At 68.5% G+C, this 20688-nt stretch carries 17 protein-coding genes and 2 tRNA genes; 10 read left to right on the forward strand and 9 right to left on the reverse strand.

Translation table 11 applies throughout. The features are described from left to right. Positions 1–45 precede the first annotated feature (45 nt). The 6 genes from ACSQ18_RS07615 to ACSQ18_RS07640 all read left to right on the forward strand — a co-directional run bounded on the left by ACSQ18_RS07615 (position 46) and on the right by ACSQ18_RS07640 (position 2048). Positions 46–118 (forward strand) — tRNA-Arg (locus ACSQ18_RS07615). Positions 119–172: 54 nt separating this feature from the next. Next, positions 173–796 (forward strand): oligoribonuclease, encoded by a 624-nt coding sequence (orn, locus tag ACSQ18_RS07620; RefSeq protein ID WP_436036566.1) that lies wholly within the window; start codon positions 173–175, stop codon positions 794–796. 34 nt (positions 797–830) lie between these two features. Further along, a tRNA-His gene (locus ACSQ18_RS07625) sits at positions 831–906 on the forward strand. A 25-nt stretch (positions 907–931) separates the two neighbouring features. Beyond that, positions 932–1282 (forward strand): metallopeptidase family protein, encoded by a 351-nt coding sequence (locus tag ACSQ18_RS07630; RefSeq protein ID WP_436036568.1) that lies wholly within the window; start codon positions 932–934, stop codon positions 1280–1282. Continuing rightward, positions 1279–1563 carry an ATP-dependent Clp protease adapter ClpS gene (clpS, locus tag ACSQ18_RS07635; RefSeq protein WP_436036569.1) on the forward strand — a complete coding sequence of 95 codons (285 nt, stop codon included), beginning with the start codon at positions 1279–1281 and terminating at the stop codon, positions 1561–1563. The genes ACSQ18_RS07630 and clpS overlap by 4 nt, the downstream gene beginning before the upstream one ends. Further along, complete coding sequence (locus tag ACSQ18_RS07640; RefSeq protein WP_436036570.1) at positions 1560–2048, forward strand: DUF2017 family protein; 489 nt, start codon at positions 1560–1562, stop codon at positions 2046–2048. The genes clpS and ACSQ18_RS07640 overlap by 4 nt, the downstream gene beginning before the upstream one ends. Here the strand turns inward: ACSQ18_RS07640 and ACSQ18_RS07645 are convergent. The 6 genes from ACSQ18_RS07645 to gatC form a co-directional block, all read right to left on the reverse strand. Next, positions 2009–2650: a hypothetical protein gene (locus ACSQ18_RS07645; protein WP_436036571.1), complete on the reverse strand. Its 642-nt coding sequence runs from the start codon at positions 2648–2650 to the stop codon at positions 2009–2011. The two genes, ACSQ18_RS07640 and ACSQ18_RS07645, sit on opposite strands and share 40 nt — an antisense overlap. Further along, positions 2634–2954 (reverse strand): hypothetical protein, encoded by a 321-nt coding sequence (locus ACSQ18_RS07650; RefSeq protein ID WP_144807969.1) that lies wholly within the window; start codon positions 2952–2954, stop codon positions 2634–2636. Before ACSQ18_RS07650 ends, ACSQ18_RS07645 begins: the two co-directional genes overlap by 17 nt. A gap of 63 nt (positions 2955–3017) precedes the next feature. After that, positions 3018–4295, reverse strand: coding sequence for a DNA polymerase IV (gene dinB, locus ACSQ18_RS07655; RefSeq protein ID WP_436036572.1), 1278 nt, complete (start codon positions 4293–4295; stop codon positions 3018–3020). Between the two features lie 51 nt (positions 4296–4346). Then, on the reverse strand, positions 4347–5876 hold the full coding sequence (gene gatB / locus ACSQ18_RS07660) for an Asp-tRNA(Asn)/Glu-tRNA(Gln) amidotransferase subunit GatB (RefSeq protein ID WP_436036573.1): 1530 nt from the start codon (positions 5874–5876) through the stop codon (positions 4347–4349). Next, positions 5876–7399, reverse strand: a complete 1524-nt coding sequence (gene gatA, locus ACSQ18_RS07665) for an Asp-tRNA(Asn)/Glu-tRNA(Gln) amidotransferase subunit GatA (RefSeq protein WP_436036574.1) — start codon at positions 7397–7399, stop codon at positions 5876–5878. The genes gatB and gatA overlap by 1 nt, the downstream gene beginning before the upstream one ends. Further along, positions 7396–7695 (reverse strand): Asp-tRNA(Asn)/Glu-tRNA(Gln) amidotransferase subunit GatC, encoded by a 300-nt coding sequence (gatC, locus tag ACSQ18_RS07670; RefSeq protein WP_436036575.1) that lies wholly within the window; start codon positions 7693–7695, stop codon positions 7396–7398. Before gatC ends, gatA begins: the two co-directional genes overlap by 4 nt. A 105-nt stretch (positions 7696–7800) precedes the next feature. Here gatC and ACSQ18_RS07675 point away from each other — a divergent pair, with 105 nt between their 5' ends. Further along, complete coding sequence (locus ACSQ18_RS07675; RefSeq protein ID WP_436036576.1) at positions 7801–9513, forward strand: long-chain-fatty-acid--CoA ligase; 1713 nt, start codon at positions 7801–7803, stop codon at positions 9511–9513. A gap of 6 nt (positions 9514–9519) precedes the next feature. Here ACSQ18_RS07675 and ligA read toward each other — a convergent pair whose 3' ends face one another. Genes ligA through ACSQ18_RS07690 form a run of 3 tightly spaced genes read right to left on the reverse strand, consistent with a single transcriptional unit; the run spans position 9520 to position 14253 of the window. Next, positions 9520–11874, reverse strand: coding sequence for an NAD-dependent DNA ligase LigA (gene ligA / locus ACSQ18_RS07680; RefSeq protein WP_436036577.1), 2355 nt, complete (start codon positions 11872–11874; stop codon positions 9520–9522). A gap of 56 nt (positions 11875–11930) precedes the next feature. Then, entirely contained in the window at positions 11931–13028 is a 1098-nt protein-coding gene (mnmA, locus tag ACSQ18_RS07685) for a tRNA 2-thiouridine(34) synthase MnmA (RefSeq protein ID WP_436036578.1), read from the reverse strand. 55 nt (positions 13029–13083) lie between these two features. Continuing rightward, positions 13084–14253, reverse strand: coding sequence for a cysteine desulfurase family protein (locus tag ACSQ18_RS07690; protein WP_436036579.1), 1170 nt, complete (start codon positions 14251–14253; stop codon positions 13084–13086). Between the two features lie 66 nt (positions 14254–14319). Here ACSQ18_RS07690 and glgX point away from each other — a divergent pair, with 66 nt between their 5' ends. Genes glgX through glgB form a run of 3 tightly spaced genes read left to right on the forward strand, consistent with a single transcriptional unit; the run spans position 14320 to position 20675 of the window. Next, positions 14320–16395, forward strand: coding sequence for a glycogen debranching protein GlgX (glgX, locus tag ACSQ18_RS07695; RefSeq protein ID WP_436036580.1), 2076 nt, complete (start codon positions 14320–14322; stop codon positions 16393–16395). Positions 16396–16452: 57 nt separating this feature from the next. Further along, on the forward strand, positions 16453–18543 hold the full coding sequence (locus ACSQ18_RS07700) for a maltotransferase domain-containing protein (protein ID WP_436036581.1): 2091 nt from the start codon (positions 16453–16455) through the stop codon (positions 18541–18543). After that, positions 18540–20675, forward strand: coding sequence for a 1,4-alpha-glucan branching protein GlgB (gene glgB, locus ACSQ18_RS07705; protein ID WP_436036582.1), 2136 nt, complete (start codon positions 18540–18542; stop codon positions 20673–20675). The genes ACSQ18_RS07700 and glgB overlap by 4 nt, the downstream gene beginning before the upstream one ends. Positions 20676–20688 lie beyond the last annotated feature (13 nt).

Genomic DNA, 20688 nt, shown 5'->3' on the forward strand with positions numbered 1-20688 from the left:
GGGGTTCGAACCGCGTGTGAACGGTACGGTAGAGAGGTCCCACTTCCCTCCATAGCTCAGTGGATAGAGCGAGCGGTTTCTACCCGCCAGGTCGGGGGTTCGAATCCTCCTGGAGGGACAACCCCAGGCTGCCAGCGGCTTCGAAGTCGCATCCCGTCGTTAGGATGGGCCCATGGTGGCTGCAGCGGAGAACGACCGTCTCGTGTGGATCGACTGCGAGATGACCGGGCTCGACCTGGCAGCCGACCAGTTGGTGGAGATCGCCATCATCGTGACCGACTATGAGCTGCGCATCCTCGATCCGGGGTTCCAGGTGGTCATCAAGCCGGACGCGTCAGCACTCGATCACATGAACGAGTTCGTCACGCAGATGCATCGGACGTCGGGACTCCTCGAGGAGATCCCTCATGGCGTGAGCGTCGCAGAGGCTGAGTTCCAGTCCCTCGAGTACATCCAGCGCTTCGTGCCGGAGGGCAAGGCGCCGTTGGCCGGGAACACGATCGGCACCGACCGCATGTTCCTCGCACGGTACATGCCGCGCGTCGATCGCTGGCTGCACTACCGCAACGTCGACGTGTCGAGCATCAAGGAGTTGTCGCGTCGGTGGTACCCCCGCGCCTACTTCCAGGCGCCGACGAAAGACGGCGGACATCGGGCGCTGGCGGACATTCGCGAGTCGATTCGCGAGCTCGCCTACTATCGCGAGGCGGTGTTCGTTCCGGAGCCCGGCCCGACGAGCGACGTGGCGCGCGAACTGTCCGCCGCCACCGTGTCGTCGTACGCCTCCGGGCTGTAATACAATCGTGTGGTTGCCCGCATGCGGGCGCATGGTGGGTATAGCTCAGTTGGTAGAGCACCTGGTTGTGGTCCAGGGGGTCGCGGGTTCAAGTCCCGTTACTCACCCCATGTACATCTCCCGTGAGGCGTGGCGATGATCGAGATGGATGCCGAGGCGTTCGAGGCTCTCGTGTCCGATGAGTTGGGCCGCCTTCCCGACGAGATGCTGAGCGGGCTCGACAACGTCGTCTTCGTCGTCGAGGACCTCCCCGAAGACGGCTCGCTCGATCTGTTCGGACTGTACGACGGCCTCGCCCTCACCGACCGCGACCGCTACGGAATGGGGGAACTCCCCGATCGCATCATCGTGTATCGGCTCGCACACCTCGATGCCTGCGATGATCTCGGAGCGCTGCGCGACGAGGTGCACACGACCTTGGTCCACGAGATCGCGCACTTCTACGGAATCGACGACGAGCGGCTGCACGAGCTGGGGTGGGCATGACGCTCCCCCTCGAGGTCGTCGAAGAACTCAGCGATACGAGCCTGGCTCCTCCGTGGCAGACCGTCGTCTGGAACGACCCGGTCAACTTGATGTCTTACGTGGCGCGTGTCTTCCGCGAATACTTCGGCTACTCGGCGGATCGCGCCGAGCAGCTGATGCTCGCCGTCCATCATCGCGGCCACGCTGTCGTCGCGGAGGGGGCGCGCGAGCAGATGGAGTTGCACGTCCAGGCGATGCACGACTACGGCCTGTGGGCCACGGTCAGGAAGGGAGAGCGATGAGCGAGCGCATCGTCGTCTGGGAGATCACCGCCCTCGAGGCGGCACACCTGGCGGAGCTCCTCGCGCAGTTCGACGATCTGCTTGCGGCGGGTTCGACCGACGATCCGGCCATCGCGCGCCTCGTGCCGGACGCGTATCGCGATGACCCCGAGGCCGCCGAAGAGTTCCGTTCCCTCACCGAAGGCGACCTGCTCGCGCGTCGGCGCGCGGACTGCCGCATCGTTGCCGGCACCCTCGAGATCGACGGCCGCCGGGTCGCCGTTTCCGACCTCGAACCGGCTGAGCTGGAGCGTACGCATACCGTCGCCATGGACGAGACGCAGGCGGCCGCCTGGTTGCGGACGCTGGCATCCCTTCGACTCGTCATGGCAGCGCGACTCGGCATCCGCGATGAGGACGACCACGCTGACGACGATCCGCGTTTCGGGATCTACGACTGGTTGGGCTACCGACTCGATGGACTCGTGCGCGCACTCGATGACTGACGAGCGGTCACCGCGTGGGTCGAGGCTTCTCGGGCGGACCCATTCACGGTGACGACGAACGTCGCGAGCGACATGGGCTCGTGGTCGCGAACATGCTGTTCTTCCTGACGCGCCCATCGATCCCAGTGGGGACGGTAGGTGTCTCCGTCGCGCCGCAGCGCCCTCTGCCTTCTGAGCTCCGCAGGGGCTTCTACCCACACGCGGACGTCACTCAGCTGCGCGGTCGCGGGAGTGAGGATGCCGGCGCCCTCCAACACCAGAGCGCGATCACCGGGAACGCGCTCGCGTCCTCCCTCGACGCTGCGGTGCCAGTCCCAGCGCTGCCACGTGCCGGACTCGCCTCGCGAGAGTGGCTCGAGCACGCCGCGACGCGCCCGATCCACGCCCTCGGCGAGCCCATCCCACCCCGGGTAGATGGCATCCAGGGCGACGACCGTGGCATCCAGGTGCATGCCGACCAGCCGCGCCAGGGTGGTCTTGCCCGCCCCCGAACGTCCGTCGATCAGCACCACCGGCCGCGTGTGATGCCGTGCTGCGTGAACGATCGTGTCCGCTGCGGCGCTCAGCGCCTCGCTGGGATCGCTGTCAGCGCTTGAGCGCACGGATGACGCGGCTCAGCGCTCGCCCGGCGACCCACAGCAGAGGGATGCCGATCGCGGCGAGTGACACCAGGTTGGGCTCGAACCTCAGATCGTCCCCCTTCCGCACGTACGCGCCGAGGGGAACCGCGACACCACCGCCTCCGCCTCCCCCGTTGCCCTGCGTGTCTTCGCCGGCACCGAAGCCGGACCAGGACAATGCGACGGGGATCAGCCGGATGCCGTCGACGTCTTGTTGTTCGCCGTACACGCTCGTGACGCCGAGTGTTGCGGCCTGCTTGCCGAGTTCCAGTGCGAGGTTGGGCATGCCTCCACCGTAGCCCTCGCGTGCCGCGAGCGCTCAGGGGGTTGCGCTTCTGCGCGCGACGGCTCAGTCGTCGACGTCGCTGCCGGTATCCGCGGGCAGGCGAGGGTTGGTGGGAAGTGCGTTGACGTCGCGTCGAGGGCCGAGGACGCTGGCGCGCGTCACCACAGCGCGACCGAACCGGGCGCGCGCGCCGTCGAGTGCCTCGTCGACGGCACGCCAATCCGCGTCGTCGTCCCACAGCGCAAGTCCGCCGTCGCCGCTCGATCGCAGCTTCTCGCCGCGCACGCCGATGAGGCGCACCGGCTGATCGACGGAGAGATCGTCTAACAGCCCGATCGCGATCTCCCCGATGCGCTGTCCGACGTTGGTCGCCTCGGAGGGGGTCACGGAGCGGGAAACCGTCGTGAAGTCCGCGTATCGCACCTTCACGGCGATCGTGCGGGCCTCCCAGCCACCGTTCCGGAGCCGTGCTGCGACTCGGTCGGACAGTCGGCGAAGCTCCGTCCTCAGTATCGCGGGGTCTGTGACGTCCTCGAGAAAGGTCTCCTCATGCCCGACGCTCTTCTCGACGTGCACGGTCTCCACCTCGCGTGGGTCGATCCCGTGCGCCAGCTGCCAGACCCGCTCTCCCATGGCTTGTCCCAGGGCCCGATCCAGCACCGGACGCGGGGCCGCGATCACATCGGCCACCCAACGGATGCCGCGGTTCTCCAGCGATTCGGCAGCCTTCGGCCCCACGCCCCAGAGAGCGCGAACCGGACGAGCGGCGAGGAAGCGCTGCGTGTCGTCGTGCGGCACGATGAGAAGTCCATCAGGTTTGCTGAGCGTGGAGGCGATCTTCGCGACGTGCTTGGTGGACGCGACCCCGATACTGCAGGTGAGACCGGTCTTCGCCAAGACCCGTTCGCGCAGCATCACCGCGATGTGTCCCGGGCTGCCCCACAGGCGTCTTGCACCCCCGACGTCCAAGAAGGCCTCGTCGATGGACAGCGGCTCGACGAGAGGCGTGATCTCGTGGAAGATCCCCATGACCTCACGCGACAGGGCGGAGTACCGCTCGAAGTGCGGGACGACAACGCTCGCGGTCGGGCAGAGCCGAAGTGCCTGAGCCACCGACATCGCCGCGCGGACGCCGAAACGCCGCGCCTCATACGATGCGCTCGCCACCACACCGCGACCTTCGACACCGCCGACGATGATCGGCTTCCCCTTCAGCGAAGGATCGTCGAGCACCTCCACGGATGCATAGAACGCATCCATGTCGACGTGGAGTATCCGGGTGCCGGAGTCGTCCGCGCCGGGTGCGGAGACGATGCGCCCTGATCCGTCGCCGCGTCCCATGACCTCATTCTCGCGCAGACCGGGGACATCGGCCCCGGCCCGCGCCAGAACTCACTGTGCCGCGCGCTCCAGCACCAGTTCGCGCACGCGGGCGGCATCCGCCTGACCGCGCATGGCCTTCATGACCGCACCGATGACCGCACCCGCTGCCTGCACCTTGCCGTCACGAATCTTCGCGAGGACGTCCGGCTGTGCGGCGAGGGCCTCATCGATCGCCGCGATGAGGGCACCGTCGTCGGAGACGACCGCCAGGCCCCGCGCATCGACCACCGTCTGCGGCGATCCCTCTCCATCGATGACGCCTTCGAGGACCTGACGTGCCAGCTTGTCCGTCAGCGTGCCGTCGTCGACGAGGTGCTGCAGAGCGGCGACGTCGGACGGCGCGATCAGAGAAGTGGCCTCGACCCCTCGGCTGTTCGCGATGCGGGAGACCTCGCCGGTCCACCACTTGCGGGCTGCGGCCGGGCTGGCCCCCGCCTCGACGGTCGCGGCGACTTCTGCGAGCAGGCCGCCGTTCGCGACGTCCTGGAACTCGAGGTCGGTGAATCCCCACTCGGCCTTCAGTCGACGGCGCCGCGCGGCGGGAGCCTCGGGGAGCGCCGCACGCAGTTCGGCGATCAGCTCGTCCGACGGGGCCACGGGGAGCAGATCCGGCTCCGGGAAGTAGCGGTAGTCGTCGGCATCCGACTTGGGTCGACCGGGCGAAGTAGTGCCGGTGTCCTCGTGCCAGTGCCGGGTTTCCTGCACGATCGACCCACCGGCCGCGAGGATGGCCGCCTGACGCTGGATCTCGTAGCGCACCGCCCGTTCGACGGAGCGCATGGAGTTGACGTTCTTGGTCTCCGTGCGGGTGCCCAGCGGAGGAAGCGGCTCCCCCTCGGCCACACGCGGCCGTAGCGACACGTTCGCATCGCAACGGAGGTTGCCGCGTTCCATGCGCGCTTCGGAAATTCCGAGCGACAGCACGATGTCGCGGATCGCCGCCACGTAGGCCTTCGCGACTTCCGGCGCCCGACGGTCCGCGCCGAAGATGGGCTTGGTGACGATCTCGACGAGCGGCACGCCCGCGCGGTTGTAGTCGACGAGGGAGTACTCGGCGCCCTGGATGCGCCCCGTGGCACCACCGACGTGGGTGAGCTTGCCGGCATCCTCCTCCATGTGGGCACGCTCGATGGGAACCTCGACCCGCGTTCCGTCGGACAATTCGATCTCGACGGATCCTTCGAACGCGATCGGCTCGTCGTACTGCGAGATCTGATAGTTCTTCCCGAGATCCGGGTAGAAGTAGTTCTTCCGCGCGAAACGACTCGACGGTGCGATCGAGCAGCCCAACGCCAGCCCGAGACTAATGGAGTAGCGCACAGCCGTTTCGTTCACGACCGGCAGCGAGCCGGGCAGGCCCATGTCGACGGGCGCGACCAACGTGTTCGGGGCCGCGTCGTGATGCGCGGGATGGGCCGGGTTTCCGGCGGACGAGAACATCTTCGTCGCGGTGTTGAGCTCGACGTGCACTTCGAATCCGAGCACGGGTTCGTAGCGCTCGAGTGCCTCTTCGAAGTCCATCAGGGCAGCCTTCGCCATCAGCGCGCCCCTCCTTCCGTGCCGAGGGCGGGGGCCCTGTCCAGGAGCGGTCCGCCCCACTTATCGACCAGCAGAGCCTCGAGGGCCGCACCGACGCGATACAAGCGAGCGTCCTCGCGCGCGGGAGCGAGGAACTGGATGCCGACCGGCAGGCTGTCCTCTTCCGACAGACCCGACGGCAGGGAGATCCCCGGGACCCCTGCCAGGTTGGCGGGGATGGTCGTCACGTCGTTGAGGTACATCTGCAGCGGGTCGTCGATCTTCTCCCCGAGGCGGAAGGCCGTCGTGGGTGCGGAGGGTGTCGCGATGACGTCGACCTTCCCGAATGCCGCGTCGAAGTCGCGCTGGATCAGGGTGCGCACCTTCTGCGCGCTGCCGTAGTACGCGTCGTAATAGCCAGCCGACAGGGCGTAGGTGCCCAGGATGATCCGGCGCTTCACCTCGTCGCCGAACCCCGCGTCGCGGGTGACGGCCATGACGTCTTCGACGGTGCCGCCCGGAACATCGACACGCATGCCGAAGCGCACCGAGTCGAACTTCGCGAGGTTGCTCGACGCCTCCGCCGGGAGGATGAGGTAATAGGCGGCGACGCCGTACTCGAAGTGCGGCGCGCTGATCTCTACGATCTCGGCGCCGTGCGCCTCCAGCAGGGCGAGCGCGGCGCGGAACGACGAGGACACACCCGTCTGGAAGCCGGAATCGGGGAGCTCGCTGATGACGCCGACACGGAGACCCCTCAGGACCTCACCCGACGCGCCTTCGCGAGCCGCAGCGGCGAACGACGGCCAGCTCTCCGCGAGTGACGTCGAGTCATGCGGGTCATGGCCACCGATCACATCGTGCAGCAGAGCGGAGTCCAGCACCGTACGCGACACCGGACCGACCTGATCGAGGCTGGATGCCAGGGCGATCGCCCCGAAGCGGCTCACACCGCCGTAGGTCGGCTTGAGCCCGACCGTGCCGGTGACGTGCGCCGGCTGGCGGATCGAGCCGCCCGTGTCCGATCCCAGCGCGAGCGGCGCCTCGAATGCGGCGACGGCGGCCGCAGACCCACCGCCCGACCCGCCCGGGATGCGGTCGAGGTCCCACGGGTTCCGCGTCGGGCCGTAGGCCGAGTGCTCCGTGGAGGAACCCATGGCGAACTCGTCCATGTTGGTCTTGCCGAGCGGGACGAGGCCGGCGGCGCGCGAGCGCGCGACCACGGTCGCATCGTACGGCGACATGTATCCCTCGAGAATGCGGGAGCCGCTCGTGGACGGCATGTCGGTCGTCACGAGGACGTCCTTCACCGCGAGCGGAACGCCGGCGAGCTCGCCCAGCTGCTCCCCCGCCGCACGGCGGCGATCGACGTCGGCGGCCGCGTCGAGCGCGTGGGCGTTGACGTGAAGGAACGCGTGCACGTCGGCGTCGACAGCGGCGATCCGCTCCAGGTGGGCGCGTGTCGCCTCGACGCTCGAGACCTCGCCCGTCGCGAGGCGGGCGGCAAGATCGGCGGCAGTCAGTCGGGTCAGGTCGTCGCTCACTGCTCCTCCCCCAGGATCGCGGTGACGCGGAAGCGTCCATCGGCGGAGTCCGGCGCATTCTGCAGCACCTGGTCGAGGGTGAGCATGTCGCCCTCCGTATCGGGGCGGTACACGTTCTCGAGCGGGATCGGGTGGCTGGTCGCGGGGACGTCCGCTGTCGCGACTTCCGACACCTTCGCGATGTTGTCGACGATCACGGCGAGCTGCCCGGTAAGGCGGTCCACCTCCTCGTCGCTCAGCTGGATGCGGGCGAGTACGCCGAGATGGCGCACGAGATCTGGGCTGATTTCCGACACCACGACAGTCTAGTTGCGGCCCGCAGCGCACCCGTGCCTACCGGCCCGCGCCACCTCCGGCCCGGGCGGGGTGTGTCCACCCGGGTGCAGCCGTAGGCTGAGCGCGTGACGACCGCTTATGAGCCAGCCCGACCATGGATCGCCAGCTACGCACCGGGCGTGCCGGACGATCTCGCACCCGTCTCCGGATCGCTGGTCGACATCGTCGCCGCCTCTGCACGCGACTACCCGGATGCCACCGCGCTCCAGTTCTTCGGTCGCGACACGAGCTATCGGGAACTGCAGCACGCGATCGACCGGGCCGCCGCGGGGCTCAAAGCCCTGGGGGTGGGTGCGGGCGACCCCGTCGCGATCGTGCTCCCCAACTGCCCGCAACACATCATCGCGTTCTACGCCATCCTCCGTCTTGGCGCCGTCGCCGTAGAGCACAACCCCCTCTACACCCCCCGTGAGATGCGCAAGCAGTTCGAGGACCACGGTGCGAAGACGGCGATCGTGTGGAGCAAGGCCGTCGAAACGGTGCAGCAGTTCCCCGCCGACATCGCCGTGCGGAATCTGGTCAGCGTCGACATCACCGAGGCGATGCCGCTCTCGCTGCGGTTGGCTCTTCGTCTGCCCGTCGCCAGGGCGCGCGAGTCGCGCGCAGCACTGACCTCCCGCGTGAAGGGTGCCGTGCCGTGGGATCGACTCGTCCGCACGCCGCCCCTCCCCGCCGGGCATCCCTCTCCGGGGACGGACGATCTCGCGATCATCCAGTACACGAGTGGCACGACCGGGACGCCGAAGGGGGCGATGCTCACCCACCGGAACCTCCTCTCCAATGCGGCTCAGGCCCGCGCGTGGGTACCGTCGATCCGACGCGGCCCGGGTTGCGTGGTGTACGCGGTCCTGCCGATGTTCCACGCATACGGGCTCACGCTGTGCGTCGCCTTCGCGATGTCCATGGGTGCACGACTGGTGCTGTTCCCCCGCTTCGATCCGGACATGGTGCTGGCCGTCACCCGCAAGCATCCGGCGACGTTCCTCCCGCTCGTGCCACCGATCGCGTCGAGACTGCTGGCGGCGGCCAAGGAGGCCGGCGTCTCGCTGCAGGGCACCGAGGTGGCGATCTCCGGGGCGATGGCGCTGCCCCACGAGTTGGTCGTGCCGTTCGAGAAGGAGACCGGAGGCTACCTCGTCGAGGGCTACGGACTGTCCGAGTGCTCACCCGTGCTCATGGCGAATCCCGTCGCCGACCACCGCGTTCCCGGGACCGTCGGTCTTCCGCTGCCGGGAACAGAATGCCGAGTCGTCGATCCAGACGATCCCACCCGCGATGTGCCCGCCGGCGATCGTGGCGAGCTGCTCGTCCGCGGACCCCAAGTGTTCTCCGGCTACTACGGCAAGCCCGAGGAGACCGACGCGGTGTTCGTCGATGACTGGTTCCGCACGGGCGACATCGTGACGATCGATGAGGCAGGCTTCGTCCGCATCGTCGACCGCATCAAGGAGCTCATCATCACGGGCGGCTTCAACGTGGCTCCGACCGAGGTCGAGAATGCGCTGCGCCAGCATCCGCAGGTGGAGGATGCCGCTGTGGTCGGCCTCCCCAGCGAGCATTCGGGCGAGGAAGTCGTCGCGGCCGTCGTTCTGGTGCCCGGCGTCTCCTCGCCGGACATCGACGGCATCCGCGAGTTCGTCCGGGGCGTGCTCACGCCGTACAAGGTGCCCCGGCGGGTGTTCGTGGTGGATGAGCTGCCGAAGTCGCTCATCGGAAAGGTGCTGCGACGCCAGGTCAAAGAGTCGCTGCTCCGGCTGTCGCAGCCGGACGGACACTGATCGAGGTCAGTCGCTCTCCGACGCCGCCAGATGGTCGCCGACGGCCTCCGAGGCGGCGGAGTCGAGCGCTGCCGGTCCCTGCTCGACGAGAACCTTGAACTGCGCAGCGTCGATGATCCGGAGCCCGAGCGCTTCGGCCTTCGCAAGCTTGGAACCGGCGCCGGGACCGGCCGCGACGAAGTCGGTCTTCTTCGAGACGCTTGACGCAGCCTTCCCGCCCGCCGCCATGATGGCTTCGAGCGCACCCTCCCGCGTATAGCCATCGAGGGAGCCGGTGGCGACGACCGTGACGCCGTCGAGTACTCCTCCCGCGGTCGCGGCGGCTCCGGGACCCGCGTGGCCCGGAATCGCGAGCTGCGCCCCCGCAGTCGCCCACCGCTCGACGATCTCCCGGTGCCAGTCCACGTCGAACCACTCGATCAGGGAGTCGGCGATGATCGCGCCGACGCCGTCGACGGCGGCGAGCTCGTCTCGGCTCGCCTCCCGGATCGCATCGAGCGATCCGAACCACTGGGCCAGCGCGCGCGCCGCCACCGGTCCGACGTGGCGGATGCTGAGCGCGACGAGGAACCGCCACAGATCCTTCGTCTTGGCCTTCTCGAGTTCCTCGAGGAGCTTGCGGGCCGCCGATGACGGTTGAGGGCCTTCCATGCCCTCCTTCCGCTCCGCCGCCGTGGTGTTGCGCTGGAAGGGCCTTCTGGTCTTGACGGTGCCGTCGGCATCCTCCTTGGGCAACCCCGTCTCGGCGTCGCGCACGATCACTTCGATCGGCACCAACTGGTCGAGGGTGAGTTCGAACAGCCCGGCCTCGGTGACCAGCGGCGGGGTCTCGGGCACCTGCGGCTGGGTGAGTGCCGCGGCCGTCACCTCTCCGAGCACTTCGATGTCGAGGGCGCCGCGCGAGCCGATGTGCTCGACGCGCCCGCGCACCTGCGCCGGACACGTCCGCGTGTTCGGACAGCGCAGGTCGATGTCACCTTCTTTGGCGGGCGCGAGCTCGGCGCCGCACTCGGGGCAGTGCGTGGGCATGACGAAGGCTCGTTCGGTACCGTCCCGGAGTTCAGCCACGGGCCCGAGTACCTCCGGGATCACGTCTCCCGCCTTGCGGAGCACGACCGTGTCGCCGATGAGCACGCCCTTGACCTTCACGACGTCTTGGTTGTGGAGGGTGGCCTGACGGACGACGCTGCCGGCCACGCGCGCCGGCGCCATGACGGCGAATGGCGTGGCCCGACCGGTGCGCCCGACCGAAACGACGATGTCGAGCAGCTTCGTGTTGACCTGCTCGGGAGGGTATTTGTAGGCGATCGCCCAGCGCGGTGCCCGACTGGTCGCCCCGAGTTCGTCATGCAGAGCCAGTTCATCGACCTTCACGACGACCCCGTCGATCTCGTGCTCCACGTCGTGACGGTGCTGTCCGTAGTGGGCGACGAACTCCTGCACCCCCTCAACGTTCTCCGCAGTGCGGAAGTAGGGACTCGTCGGGAGACCCCAGTCGGCCAGCAGAGCGTAGACATCGCTCTGAGAATCCACAGGGGGTTGCGCCCACGCACCGATGCCGTGCACGAACAGCCGCAGCGAGTCGACGCGCGCCTGGCCCGCCTCACGCTCGAGACCCGACTTCTTCTCGAGTTGCTGACGAAGACCTCCACTCGCGGCGTTGCGCGGATTGGCGAACGCGGGGAAGCGACGGGCGGCGCTGCGCTCGGCCTTCTCCAGGTCGCCGCCCTTGGCGAGCGTCTCGCTCACCACGCGCTCACGCATCTCCGCCTGCAGGGCATTGAGACTCTCGAACGCCGCCACGGGGATGTACACCTCTCCCCGCACCTCCACCAACGGAGGGTGATCCGCGCCGGAGAGGCGCTGCGGGATTCCGGCGACCTTGATGGCGTTGGCGGTGACGTCTTCACCGACACGCCCGTCGCCGCGCGTCGCGGCGGAGACGAGCACGCCGTGCTCATAGCGGAGATTGATCGCGAGGCCGTCGATCTTCAACTCGATCAGCCACCGGACGGATCGCCCGGCGGCGGCCTCCGTCTTCACGCACCAATCCTGCAACTCCGCCTCGCTGAAGACGTTGTCGAGGCTGAGCATACGTTCGGCGTGCTCGACCGGCGCGAAGAGCGAATTCTCGGCGGCCCCCACGCTCAACGTGGGCGAGTCCTGACCTTGCACCTCGGGATGCACGCGCTCGATCGCCTCGAGAGCGCGCATCCACCCGTCGTAGGTCGCGTCGTCGACCAGCTCGGAATCTCGACCGTAGTAGGCCTCGCGAGCGTCGACGATCAGATCGGTCAGCCGCGTCGCTTCCGCACGCGCGTCGTCGAGGCTGAGGTCGGAGAGGTCTCGGGCGTCCGTCACTCCGTCAGTCTAGGAGCGACCACCGACACGCGCCTCGGGCCTGTACGCTCCGGAACTCACGCATCGACCGGCACCGCTGAGACGGTCCGATCGATCGTGAACTGCCCGATGACGCGGGTTCCCGCGTACAGGACGGCCGTCTGGCCGGGCGCGACACCCTCGAACGGGACTTCGGGCCGAACCGTTACGACGCCGTTCTCGATGACGGCATGCGCCGGGACCGGGTCGGCATGGGCACGGATCTGGACGTCGCACGCGAACGAATCCGACGCCGGGGGGTTTCCCGCCCAGCTGTAGCGGACGCCCGCAATCTCCGCCGTCGCGAGGGCCTCCTTCGGGCCGACGACGACCGTGTTGGTGACGGGACGCACTTCGAGGACGAAGCGCGGCTTGCCATCGGGTGCCGGCACCCCGAGCGAGAGGCCTCGGCGCTGCCCCACGGTGAATGCGTGTGCGCCCTCGTGGGTGCCCACCACTGCGCCCCCGCGATCGACCACCTCGCCGCTGGCCGTCCCCACCCTCTCGGCCAACCAGCCGCGGGTATCGCCGTCGGGGATGAAGCAGATGTCGTGGCTGTCGGGCTTCTGAGCCACCGTGAGTCCACGTTCGGCGGCCTCGGCACGCACGAGCGCCTTCGTCGGCGTCGCACCGAGAGGGAAGTAGGTGTGGGCGAGCTGATCCGCCGTCAAGACGCCCAGGACGTACGACTGGTCCTTCGCGGCATCCGATGCGCGATGCAGCTCGCGTCCCTCAGGACCGTCCGCCAGGAGCGCGTAGTGTCCCGTGCAGACCGCATCGAATCCGAGCTCGACGGCGCGCTCGAGGAGAGCGGCGAACTTGATCTTCTCGTTGCAGCGCATGCACGGGTTCGGAGTGCGTCCCGCGCGGTACTCCGACACGAAGTCCTCGATGACGTCGTCACGAAAGCGTTCGGAGAAGTCCCAGACGTAGAAGGGGATGCCGAGGCGATCCGCGGCGCGGCGGGCGTCCATCGCGTCCTCGATGGTGCAGCATCCCCGGCTTCCGGTGCGCAGCGTGCCGCCGGCTCGGGAGAGCGCCAGGTGCACGCCGACCACGTCGTGGCCGGCATCGACGGCACGGGCCGCGGCGACGGCCGAATCGACGCCGCCGCTCATGGCCGCCAGGATCCTCATCTCACCAGTCTACGAAACGACAGACCGGGCCGGCCCGAGCAGCGTGAGGTGCAGCTCAACGGGAGGCGGCTGCCGACGCGCGACGATAGGCGTCGGGAATCGCCTCGACGAGCGTGGCCACATCTGCTTCCGTCGACGTACGCCCGAGCGTGAACCGGAGCACGGAGCGCGCGGCCTCATCGTCGCGGCCGAGGGCCCGCACGACGTGAGAAGGCTCCGCTACTCCTGCCTGGCACGCCGAACCCGTGGACACGAAGAGTCCCCGCTGGTCGAGCAGGAACAGCAGGGTCTCGCCGCGCGCGCCGGGGAACAGCACATGCGCGTTGCCCGGCAGCCTGCTCTCCGGGTCGCCCAGCAGCTCTGCGCTCGGCACGGCCGCGAGGATGCCGTCGACGAGGGCGCGCCGTAGCGCGGACAGACGGATCGTCTCGTCCTCGCGCGCCGCAGCGGTGGCGGTCAGCGCGGCCGCGAGGGCCGCTGCGCCCGCGACGTCCTGAGTGCCCGATCGGAGGCCGCGCTGCTGCCCTCCCCCGTGAATGAGCGGTGAGAGGCGCGCGTGCCGAGACACCACGAGCGCGCCCGTGCCCACCGGGGCGCCGACCTTGTGGCCCGAGATGCTGAGGGTCGCGAGCCCGCCGGCTCCGCGCGCATCGCCGCGCCACTCGGCGAAGCGGATGTCTGCCGACTCCGCCGCTCCGACGGCATCGAGATGGAGCGGCACGCCGGCCGCGGCCGCGGCCGCAGCCAGGCCGGGACCGTCCGACACGGTGCCGATCTCGTTGTTGGCCAGGAGCGCGGTCGCGAGCGCCGCGCCCGGAAGCGCCTGCGTGAACGCCTCCACGGGGATCTCTCCGGTGGCCGACAGCGGCACGGTGCGGATGCCCGCGCCCTGCGCCGTCTGGAGCCACTCGACGGCATCCATCGTCGCGTGATGCTCGCCGTCGGGAAGCACGATGTCGACGGTGCCCTCCCGTCGCGACCACCAGCCGCCCTTGATCGCGAGATTGATCGATTCCGTCCCGCCGGAGGTGAAGACCACCTCGATGGGATCGCAGCCCAGGACGGCCGCGACGCGCTCCCGAGCCTCCTCGAGGATGCGTCGCGCCTCCTGTCCGGCACCATGCACGGACGACGCGTTGCCGACCACCTCGGACGCGGCGAGCCACGCATCCCGCGACTCGGGCCGCAGCGGGGTCGTCGCCGCGTGATCGAAGTACGACGTCACCGTGTGTCCTCCCGTGCGGCCCCTTGCAGCAGAGGATCCCGCGTCAGCCTTACTACTGTAGATCGCATGCTTCCCGAGCCGGCCGTCCTCGACGCCTCCTTCCTGTCACCCGACCTCGACGGGCTCGGCGTCACCTTCGGTACAGACGGCGGCACCCTCCGCGTCTGGTCGGCTCAGGCGACATCCATGGAGGTCGTGCTCTTTGACGCGACCGACCTGGACTGGATCATCGACACCATCCCTCTCGAGCGGGGCCGCGGCGATGTGTGGCACGTCACCACGCCCGCCCTCGCCCCGGGCGCGCGGTACGCGCTGCGCGTCGACGGCCCCCACGGGCAGGGTGACACCTTCAATCCGGAGAGCCTCCTGATCGAGCCCTACACCCGAGGACTTGTGTCGGGCGGGCTCGGCGACTGGCGGTCAGTCGTCGTCGACTCCTCCTTCGACTGGCAGGGGGTGGCGAAGCCCGCCGTTCCGTGGGATCGCACCGTCATCTACGAGGCCCATCTCAAGGGGCTGACCAAACGTCACCCTGCCATCCCGCCGGCCCTCCACGGCACCTACGCAGGGTTGGGACATCCGGCAATGATCGCCCACCTGCAGGCGCTGGGCGTCACGTCGATCGAGCTGCTCCCGGTTCACGCCTTCGAGAGCGAACCTCGCCTGCTCCAGCACGGCCTCACGAACTACTGGGGCTACAACACCCTCAACTTCTTCACGCCTCACGCCGACTACGCCACCGCCGAAAGCCGTTCCGCGGGACCCGACGCCGTCGTACGCGAGTTCAAGGAGATGGTCCGCAGCCTCCACGCGTCGGGCATCGAGGTCATCCTGGACGTCGTCTACAACCACACGTCGGAGGGCGAGATCGGCGGGCCGCGCTCCAGCCTGCGCGGCATCGACGGTCGCTCGTACTACCGCCAGCACGACGACGGCGCGTACATCGACGTGACCGGATGCGGGAACTCCGTGAACACCTCGACGGATGCCGCGGCCCGTCTCGTGCTTGATTCGCTGCGCTACTGGGCCGGCGAGATGCAGGTCGACGGCTTCCGATTCGACCTGGCCGCCACGCTCGGGCGCGGCGCCGACCATGCCTTCGACCCTGACCATCCCCTGCTGCGCGCTATCATCGACGACCCTGCGCTCGCCGGCGTGAAGATGATCGCGGAGCCGTGGGATGTGGGCATGGGCGGCTGGCAGACGGGCAACTTCGCGCCGGGATGGGCGGAGTGGAACGATCGATACCGCGACCGCGTCCGCAACTTCTGGCTGAGCGACATCGACTACGCCCGACGCGCGGGGACCGCTCCGGTCGGCATCGGAGGGTTCGCGACACGATTGGCGGGCTCGTCCAACACGTTCTCCCATGCGCGCGGACCGCTCGCGGGGATCAACTTCGTCACGGCGCACGACGGCTTCACGCTGCGCGACCTCGTCTCCTACGACGTCAAACACAACCTGGGCAACGGCGAGCAGGGGCGCGACGGCGCCGACATGAACCGCTCCTTCAACCACGGTGCGGAAGGGGCGACCGAAGACGACGGCATCCTCGCGCGCCGTCGCAAGGCGATGCGCAACCTGCTCGGCACGCTCCTGCTGTCTGCCGGAGTCCCGATGATCACAGCGGGTGACGAGTTCGGCCGCACACAGCGCGGCAACAACAACGCCTACTGCCACGATTCGCCACTCACCTGGGTGTCCTGGGAGCACGCGCCCTGGCAGCAGGACCTCGCCGCGCACGTGGGCCGGCTGCTGCAGCTGCGTCGCGACAACCCCGCGCTGCGCCCGGCCCGCTTCGCCCACGAAGAGCGGGAAGTCCCGAGCGCCTCGGTGATCGACTGGTATGACGAGCGCGGCGAGACGATGTCCGGCGACCGGTGGACGGATCCCGCGCACCGCACGCTCCAATACGTCGCCCAGTCCACCCCCGAGCACGAAGCTCCCAATCGCACGCTCCTCGTCGTACACGGCGCGGAGCGGCCCATCGCCGTCACGCTCCCCCGCATCGACGGCGTCGAGCGCTACGTATCTCTGTGGTCGAGCCTCGAGGAGAGGCCGTCGGACGATGAGGTGGTCCACGTGCCCGGAGACGTCATCACGTTCGCCGACGCAGGCATGCGGCTCTTCCGCGCCGAATAGCGCAACCGGCCGCTGCGCACGGTGTACCGCCGCCGACAACGGCGGTAGGTTCGACACGTGGCCACGACGACGAACACGACCGGAGCGCTGCGCAGCACCGCACAGATCCCCTTGCGACCGACCGTGGAGCCGGTGGTGGAGGCCGACGGTTTCGCGTCGGACACCCGCAACGGGAGGATCCCCCTCGGTCTCCCCCGGCCGACCGTCCCCGGAGGGCAGTTCGCGGCGTCCGCGTTCGAGGGCGAGGCGGTGCCGTTCCAGGTGACCGCATTCCGCGAGGGGCATGACATCATCGGCGTCCATCTCCGGCTCGTCTCACCGTCGGGGATCGAGTCTCTGCATCGCCTCAGCCCGCTCGGTGACGGGTTCGATCGCTGGCGAGTGCTGGTCGCCCCTCGCGAGCAGGGGATGTGGCGGTTCCGCTTCGAGGCGTTCGGCGACGACTTCGCCACCTGGGAGCACGCGGCCGACGTCAAGATCGCGGCGGGTGTGGACGGTCCGCTCATGCGCGAGTCCGGCGCGCTCCTGTTCGAGCGTGCCGCAGCAGACAAGACGCGCCCCGCGGCGGAGCGGCGCGCGCTCATCGACGCCGCTGCGGCCCTCCGAGCCGCTTCAGAGGACGAGGCGGCCCTCGCGATCGTGCGGGATCCGTTCTTGGCTCAGGTCTTCGCCGCGCGTCCGCTGCAATCGCTCCTGACGATCGGAGAGTGGCTCGAGCTGCGCGTCGAGCGCGAGCGGGCCGGTGTGGGCGCATGGTACGAGTTCTTCCCGCGGTCCGAAGGCGCGCGCCGGCTGAAGGACGGCACCATCAAGAGCGGTACGTTCCGCAGCGCGAAGAATCGGCTTCCCGCGGTCGCCGCGATGGGCTTCGACGTGCTCTACCTGCCGCCGATCCATCCGATCGGCACTCTCAACCGCAAGGGTCCCAACAACACCCTCACGGCCGGTCCCGCCGACCCGGGTTCACCATGGGCCATCGGTTCCGCCGCCGGTGGGCATGACGCGGTGCATCCCGATCTCGGCACCCTCGCCGACTTCCGCGCGTTCGTCCGAGCCGCCGCAGCCGAAGGTCTCGAAGTGGCCATCGACCTCGCCCTGCAGGCCGCCCCCGACCACCCCTGGGTGACAGAGCACCCGGAGTGGTTCACCACGCTGCCCGACGGCACCATCGCTTACGCGGAGAATCCGCCGAAGAAGTACCAGGACATCTACCCCCTGAACTTCGACAACGACCCGGTCGGCATCCGCGCGGAGATGCTTCGGATCGTGCGGCACTGGATCGCGCAGGGCGTCAAGATCTTCCGTGTCGACAATCCCCACACGAAGCCGCTGCAGTTCTGGGAGTGGCTGATCGCGACCGTGAACGCGGATCACCCCGACGTCGTCTTTCTCGCGGAGGCGTTCACACGCCCCGCCCCTTTGAAGGCCCTTGCCTACAGCGGCTTCCAGCAGAGCTACTCGTACTTCACCTGGCGCAACACGAAGGCAGAGCTCGAGGAGTTCTTGACCTGGATCTCCGACGAGACCGCCGACTTCATGCGCCCGAACCTCTTCGTCAACACTCCCGACATCCTCACGGAGTACCTCCAGTACGGCGGACGCCCCGCGTACCGCATCCGCGCGGCGCTCGCGGCGACCGGCGGCGCCAGCTATGGCGTCTACGCGGGCTACGAGCTCTACGAGAACGTGGCACGCCCCGGTTCCGAAGAGAACATCGACAACGAGAAGTACGAGTACAAGATCCGGGACTGGGCGGCAGCCGAGGCCGCAGGCGATTCGCTCGCTCCCTTCCTGACCGCGCTCAACGCCATCCGGCGCGCCCACCCGGCGTTGCGGCAGCTGCGAGGGTTGTCGATCCACTGGAGTGACGACGACGCCGTGCTCGTCTTCTCCAAGCACTTGCCTGCCGGAGTCTCTCCTGACGGGGGCGCGGACACCATCATCGTCGTCGCCAATGTCGACCCGCACTCGATGCGGCAGACCATGGTGCACATCGACAGCAGCGTCTTCGGCATCCCCCGCGGACACGACTTCGAGGTCGAAGACCTCCTCACCGGAGCGCACTGGACCTGGAACCAGGACAACTTCGTCCGGCTCGACGCGTTCGCCGAGCCGGTCCACATCCTGCACGTGAAGGGCACGCGATGACCATGCCATCCGACTCCGTCCTCGATGCCGTCGCCACGGGGTCGTACCACGCTCCCCACGACGTCCTCGGGGCGCACCATGAGGGCGACCAGTGGGTGATCCGCGCACGGCGTCCCATGGCGTCCACCGTGTCGGCCGTCACCTCCTCCGGTGCCGTCGTCTCGCTCAGCCACGTGCGCCACGGCGTGTGGGCAGGCGCGACCGATGCAGAGCCGGGCGCCTACGAACTCCTCGCGACCTACGACGGCGGCCCGGACCACCGCGTGGACGACCCGTACCGGCACCTGCCGACGCTGGGCGACGTGGACATCCATCTCATCCGGGAAGGGCGTCACGAGGAGCTCTGGCGCGTGCTCGGCGCCCACGTGCGCCACTTCACCGGCGTCGAAGGAGTCTCCTTCGCCGTGTGGGCACCCGATGCTCGAGCCGTGCGCGTCGTCGGCGGATTCAACGATTGGGACGGGCAGGGTCACGCCATGCGCACGCTCGGTTCGAGCGGCGTCTGGGAGCTCTTCGTCCCCGGGCTCGGCACCGGAACGGCCTACAAGTACGAAATCCTCACCCCCGACGGGCAGTGGATCCTCAAGGCCGACCCCATGGCCCAGTGGGCGGAGGTTCCGCCGGCGACGGCATCCGTGGTCACCGAGAGCTCCTACACGTGGGGCGACGAGGAGTGGCTCGCCCGCCGGGCATCACGGACACCGCTCGATCAGCCCATGTCGACGTACGAGCTCCATCTGGGTTCGTGGCGTCCCGGCCTCTCGTACCGCGACGCCGCGGAGCCGCTGATCGAGCACGTGACCGCTCTCGGCTTCACCCACGTCGAGTTCCTACCGCTCGCGGAGCATCCGTTCGGGGGCTCCTGGGGCTACCAGGTCAGCGGCTACTACGCCGCGACGAGCCGGTTCGGCGCTCCCGACGACCTGCGGTACCTGATCGATCGTCTGCATCAAGCCGGCATCGGCGTGATCATGGACTGGGTCCCCGGACACTTCCCGAAGGACGAGTTCGCGCTCGCGCGATTCGACGGGCGGCCCCTGTACGAGCACCCGGATCCGCGCCGCGGCGAGCACAAGGACTGGGGCACGCTCATCTTCGACTACGGGCGCAACGAGGTGCGAAACTTCCTCGTCGCGAACGCCCTGTTCTGGTTCGAAGAGTTCCACGTGGACGGCCTGCGCGTGGATGCCGTGGCATCCATGCTCTACCTCGACTACTCGCGCGAAGCCGGCGAGTGGGAGCCCAACGTCCATGGCGGGCGCGAGAACCTCGAAGCCATCCGCTTCCTCCAGGAGGTCAACGCGACCGCGTACAAGCGGTACCCGGGCATCGCGATGATCGCCGAGGAGTCGACGAGCTTCCCGGGCGTCACGGCCCCGACCGATCAGGGCGGCCTCGGCTTCGGCTTCAAGTGGAACATGGGGTGGATGAACGACTCGCTGGAGTACATCAAGCGCGACCCGATGTACCGCTCGCACCACGAGGGCGAGATGTCTTTCTCGTTCGTGTACGCATTCAGCGAGAACTTCGTGCTGCCGATCAGTCACGACGAGGTCGTGCACGGCAAGGGCACCCTCTTCACCCGGATGCCGGGAGACCACTGGCAGAAGCTCGCCAACCTGCGGGCGTATCTGGCGTACATGTGGGCGCACCCGGGTAAGCAGCTGCTGTTCATGGGGCAGGAGTTCGGGCAGATGTCCGAATGGTCGGAGGCGCGCTCACTCGATTGGTGGATGCTGGATCAGCCCGCTCACCAGCAGTTGCGCGACTTCGTCGGGGTGCTCAACCGCCAGTACGCTGCGCTGTCGCCCTTGTGGGCTCGCGACTCCGACGGGGCTGCCTTCGCACGCCTCGGCGCGCCATCATGGAACCCCAACGTCATCGCGTTCGCACGCCGTGACCACCACGGCAACACCGTGGTCGCGGTGAGCAACTTCTCCGGCGCACCCGTCTACGACTATCCCCTGGAGCTTCCCGAGAGCGGTGAGTGGACAGAGGTGCTCAACTCGGACGCGAACGCATTCGGAGGTTCTGGCGTGGGGAACCTGGGTTCCGTGCACACCAACGGCAATCGCATCGCGACGATGGTCCTGCCGCCGCTCGGTGTGCTCTGGCTCTCGCACAGAGCCTGACAGCACGGCACAC

Origin of the sequence: Microbacterium sp. LjRoot45, from assembly GCF_964253325.1 — a bacterium.
GTDB lineage: Bacteria > Actinomycetota > Actinomycetes > Actinomycetales > Microbacteriaceae > Microbacterium.

Coding starts and splice junctions, on each gene's coding strand:
- mnmA (WP_436036578.1), bottom strand. CDS start 13,028: ATGAGGATCCTGGCGGCCATGAGCGGCGGCGTCGATTCGGCCGTCGCC.
- clpS (WP_436036569.1), top strand. CDS start 1,279: ATGACGCTCCCCCTCGAGGTCGTCGAAGAACTCAGCGATACGAGCCTG.
- ACSQ18_RS07640 (WP_436036570.1), top strand. CDS start 1,560: ATGAGCGAGCGCATCGTCGTCTGGGAGATCACCGCCCTCGAGGCGGCA.
- ACSQ18_RS07630 (WP_436036568.1), top strand. CDS start 932: ATGATCGAGATGGATGCCGAGGCGTTCGAGGCTCTCGTGTCCGATGAG.
- glgX (WP_436036580.1), top strand. CDS start 14,320: ATGCTTCCCGAGCCGGCCGTCCTCGACGCCTCCTTCCTGTCACCCGAC.
- dinB (WP_436036572.1), bottom strand. CDS start 4,295: ATGGGACGCGGCGACGGATCAGGGCGCATCGTCTCCGCACCCGGCGCG.
- ACSQ18_RS07650 (WP_144807969.1), bottom strand. CDS start 2,954: ATGCCCAACCTCGCACTGGAACTCGGCAAGCAGGCCGCAACACTCGGC.
- orn (WP_436036566.1), top strand. CDS start 173: ATGGTGGCTGCAGCGGAGAACGACCGTCTCGTGTGGATCGACTGCGAG.
- gatB (WP_436036573.1), bottom strand. CDS start 5,876: ATGGCGAAGGCTGCCCTGATGGACTTCGAAGAGGCACTCGAGCGCTAC.
- glgB (WP_436036582.1), top strand. CDS start 18,540: ATGACCATGCCATCCGACTCCGTCCTCGATGCCGTCGCCACGGGGTCG.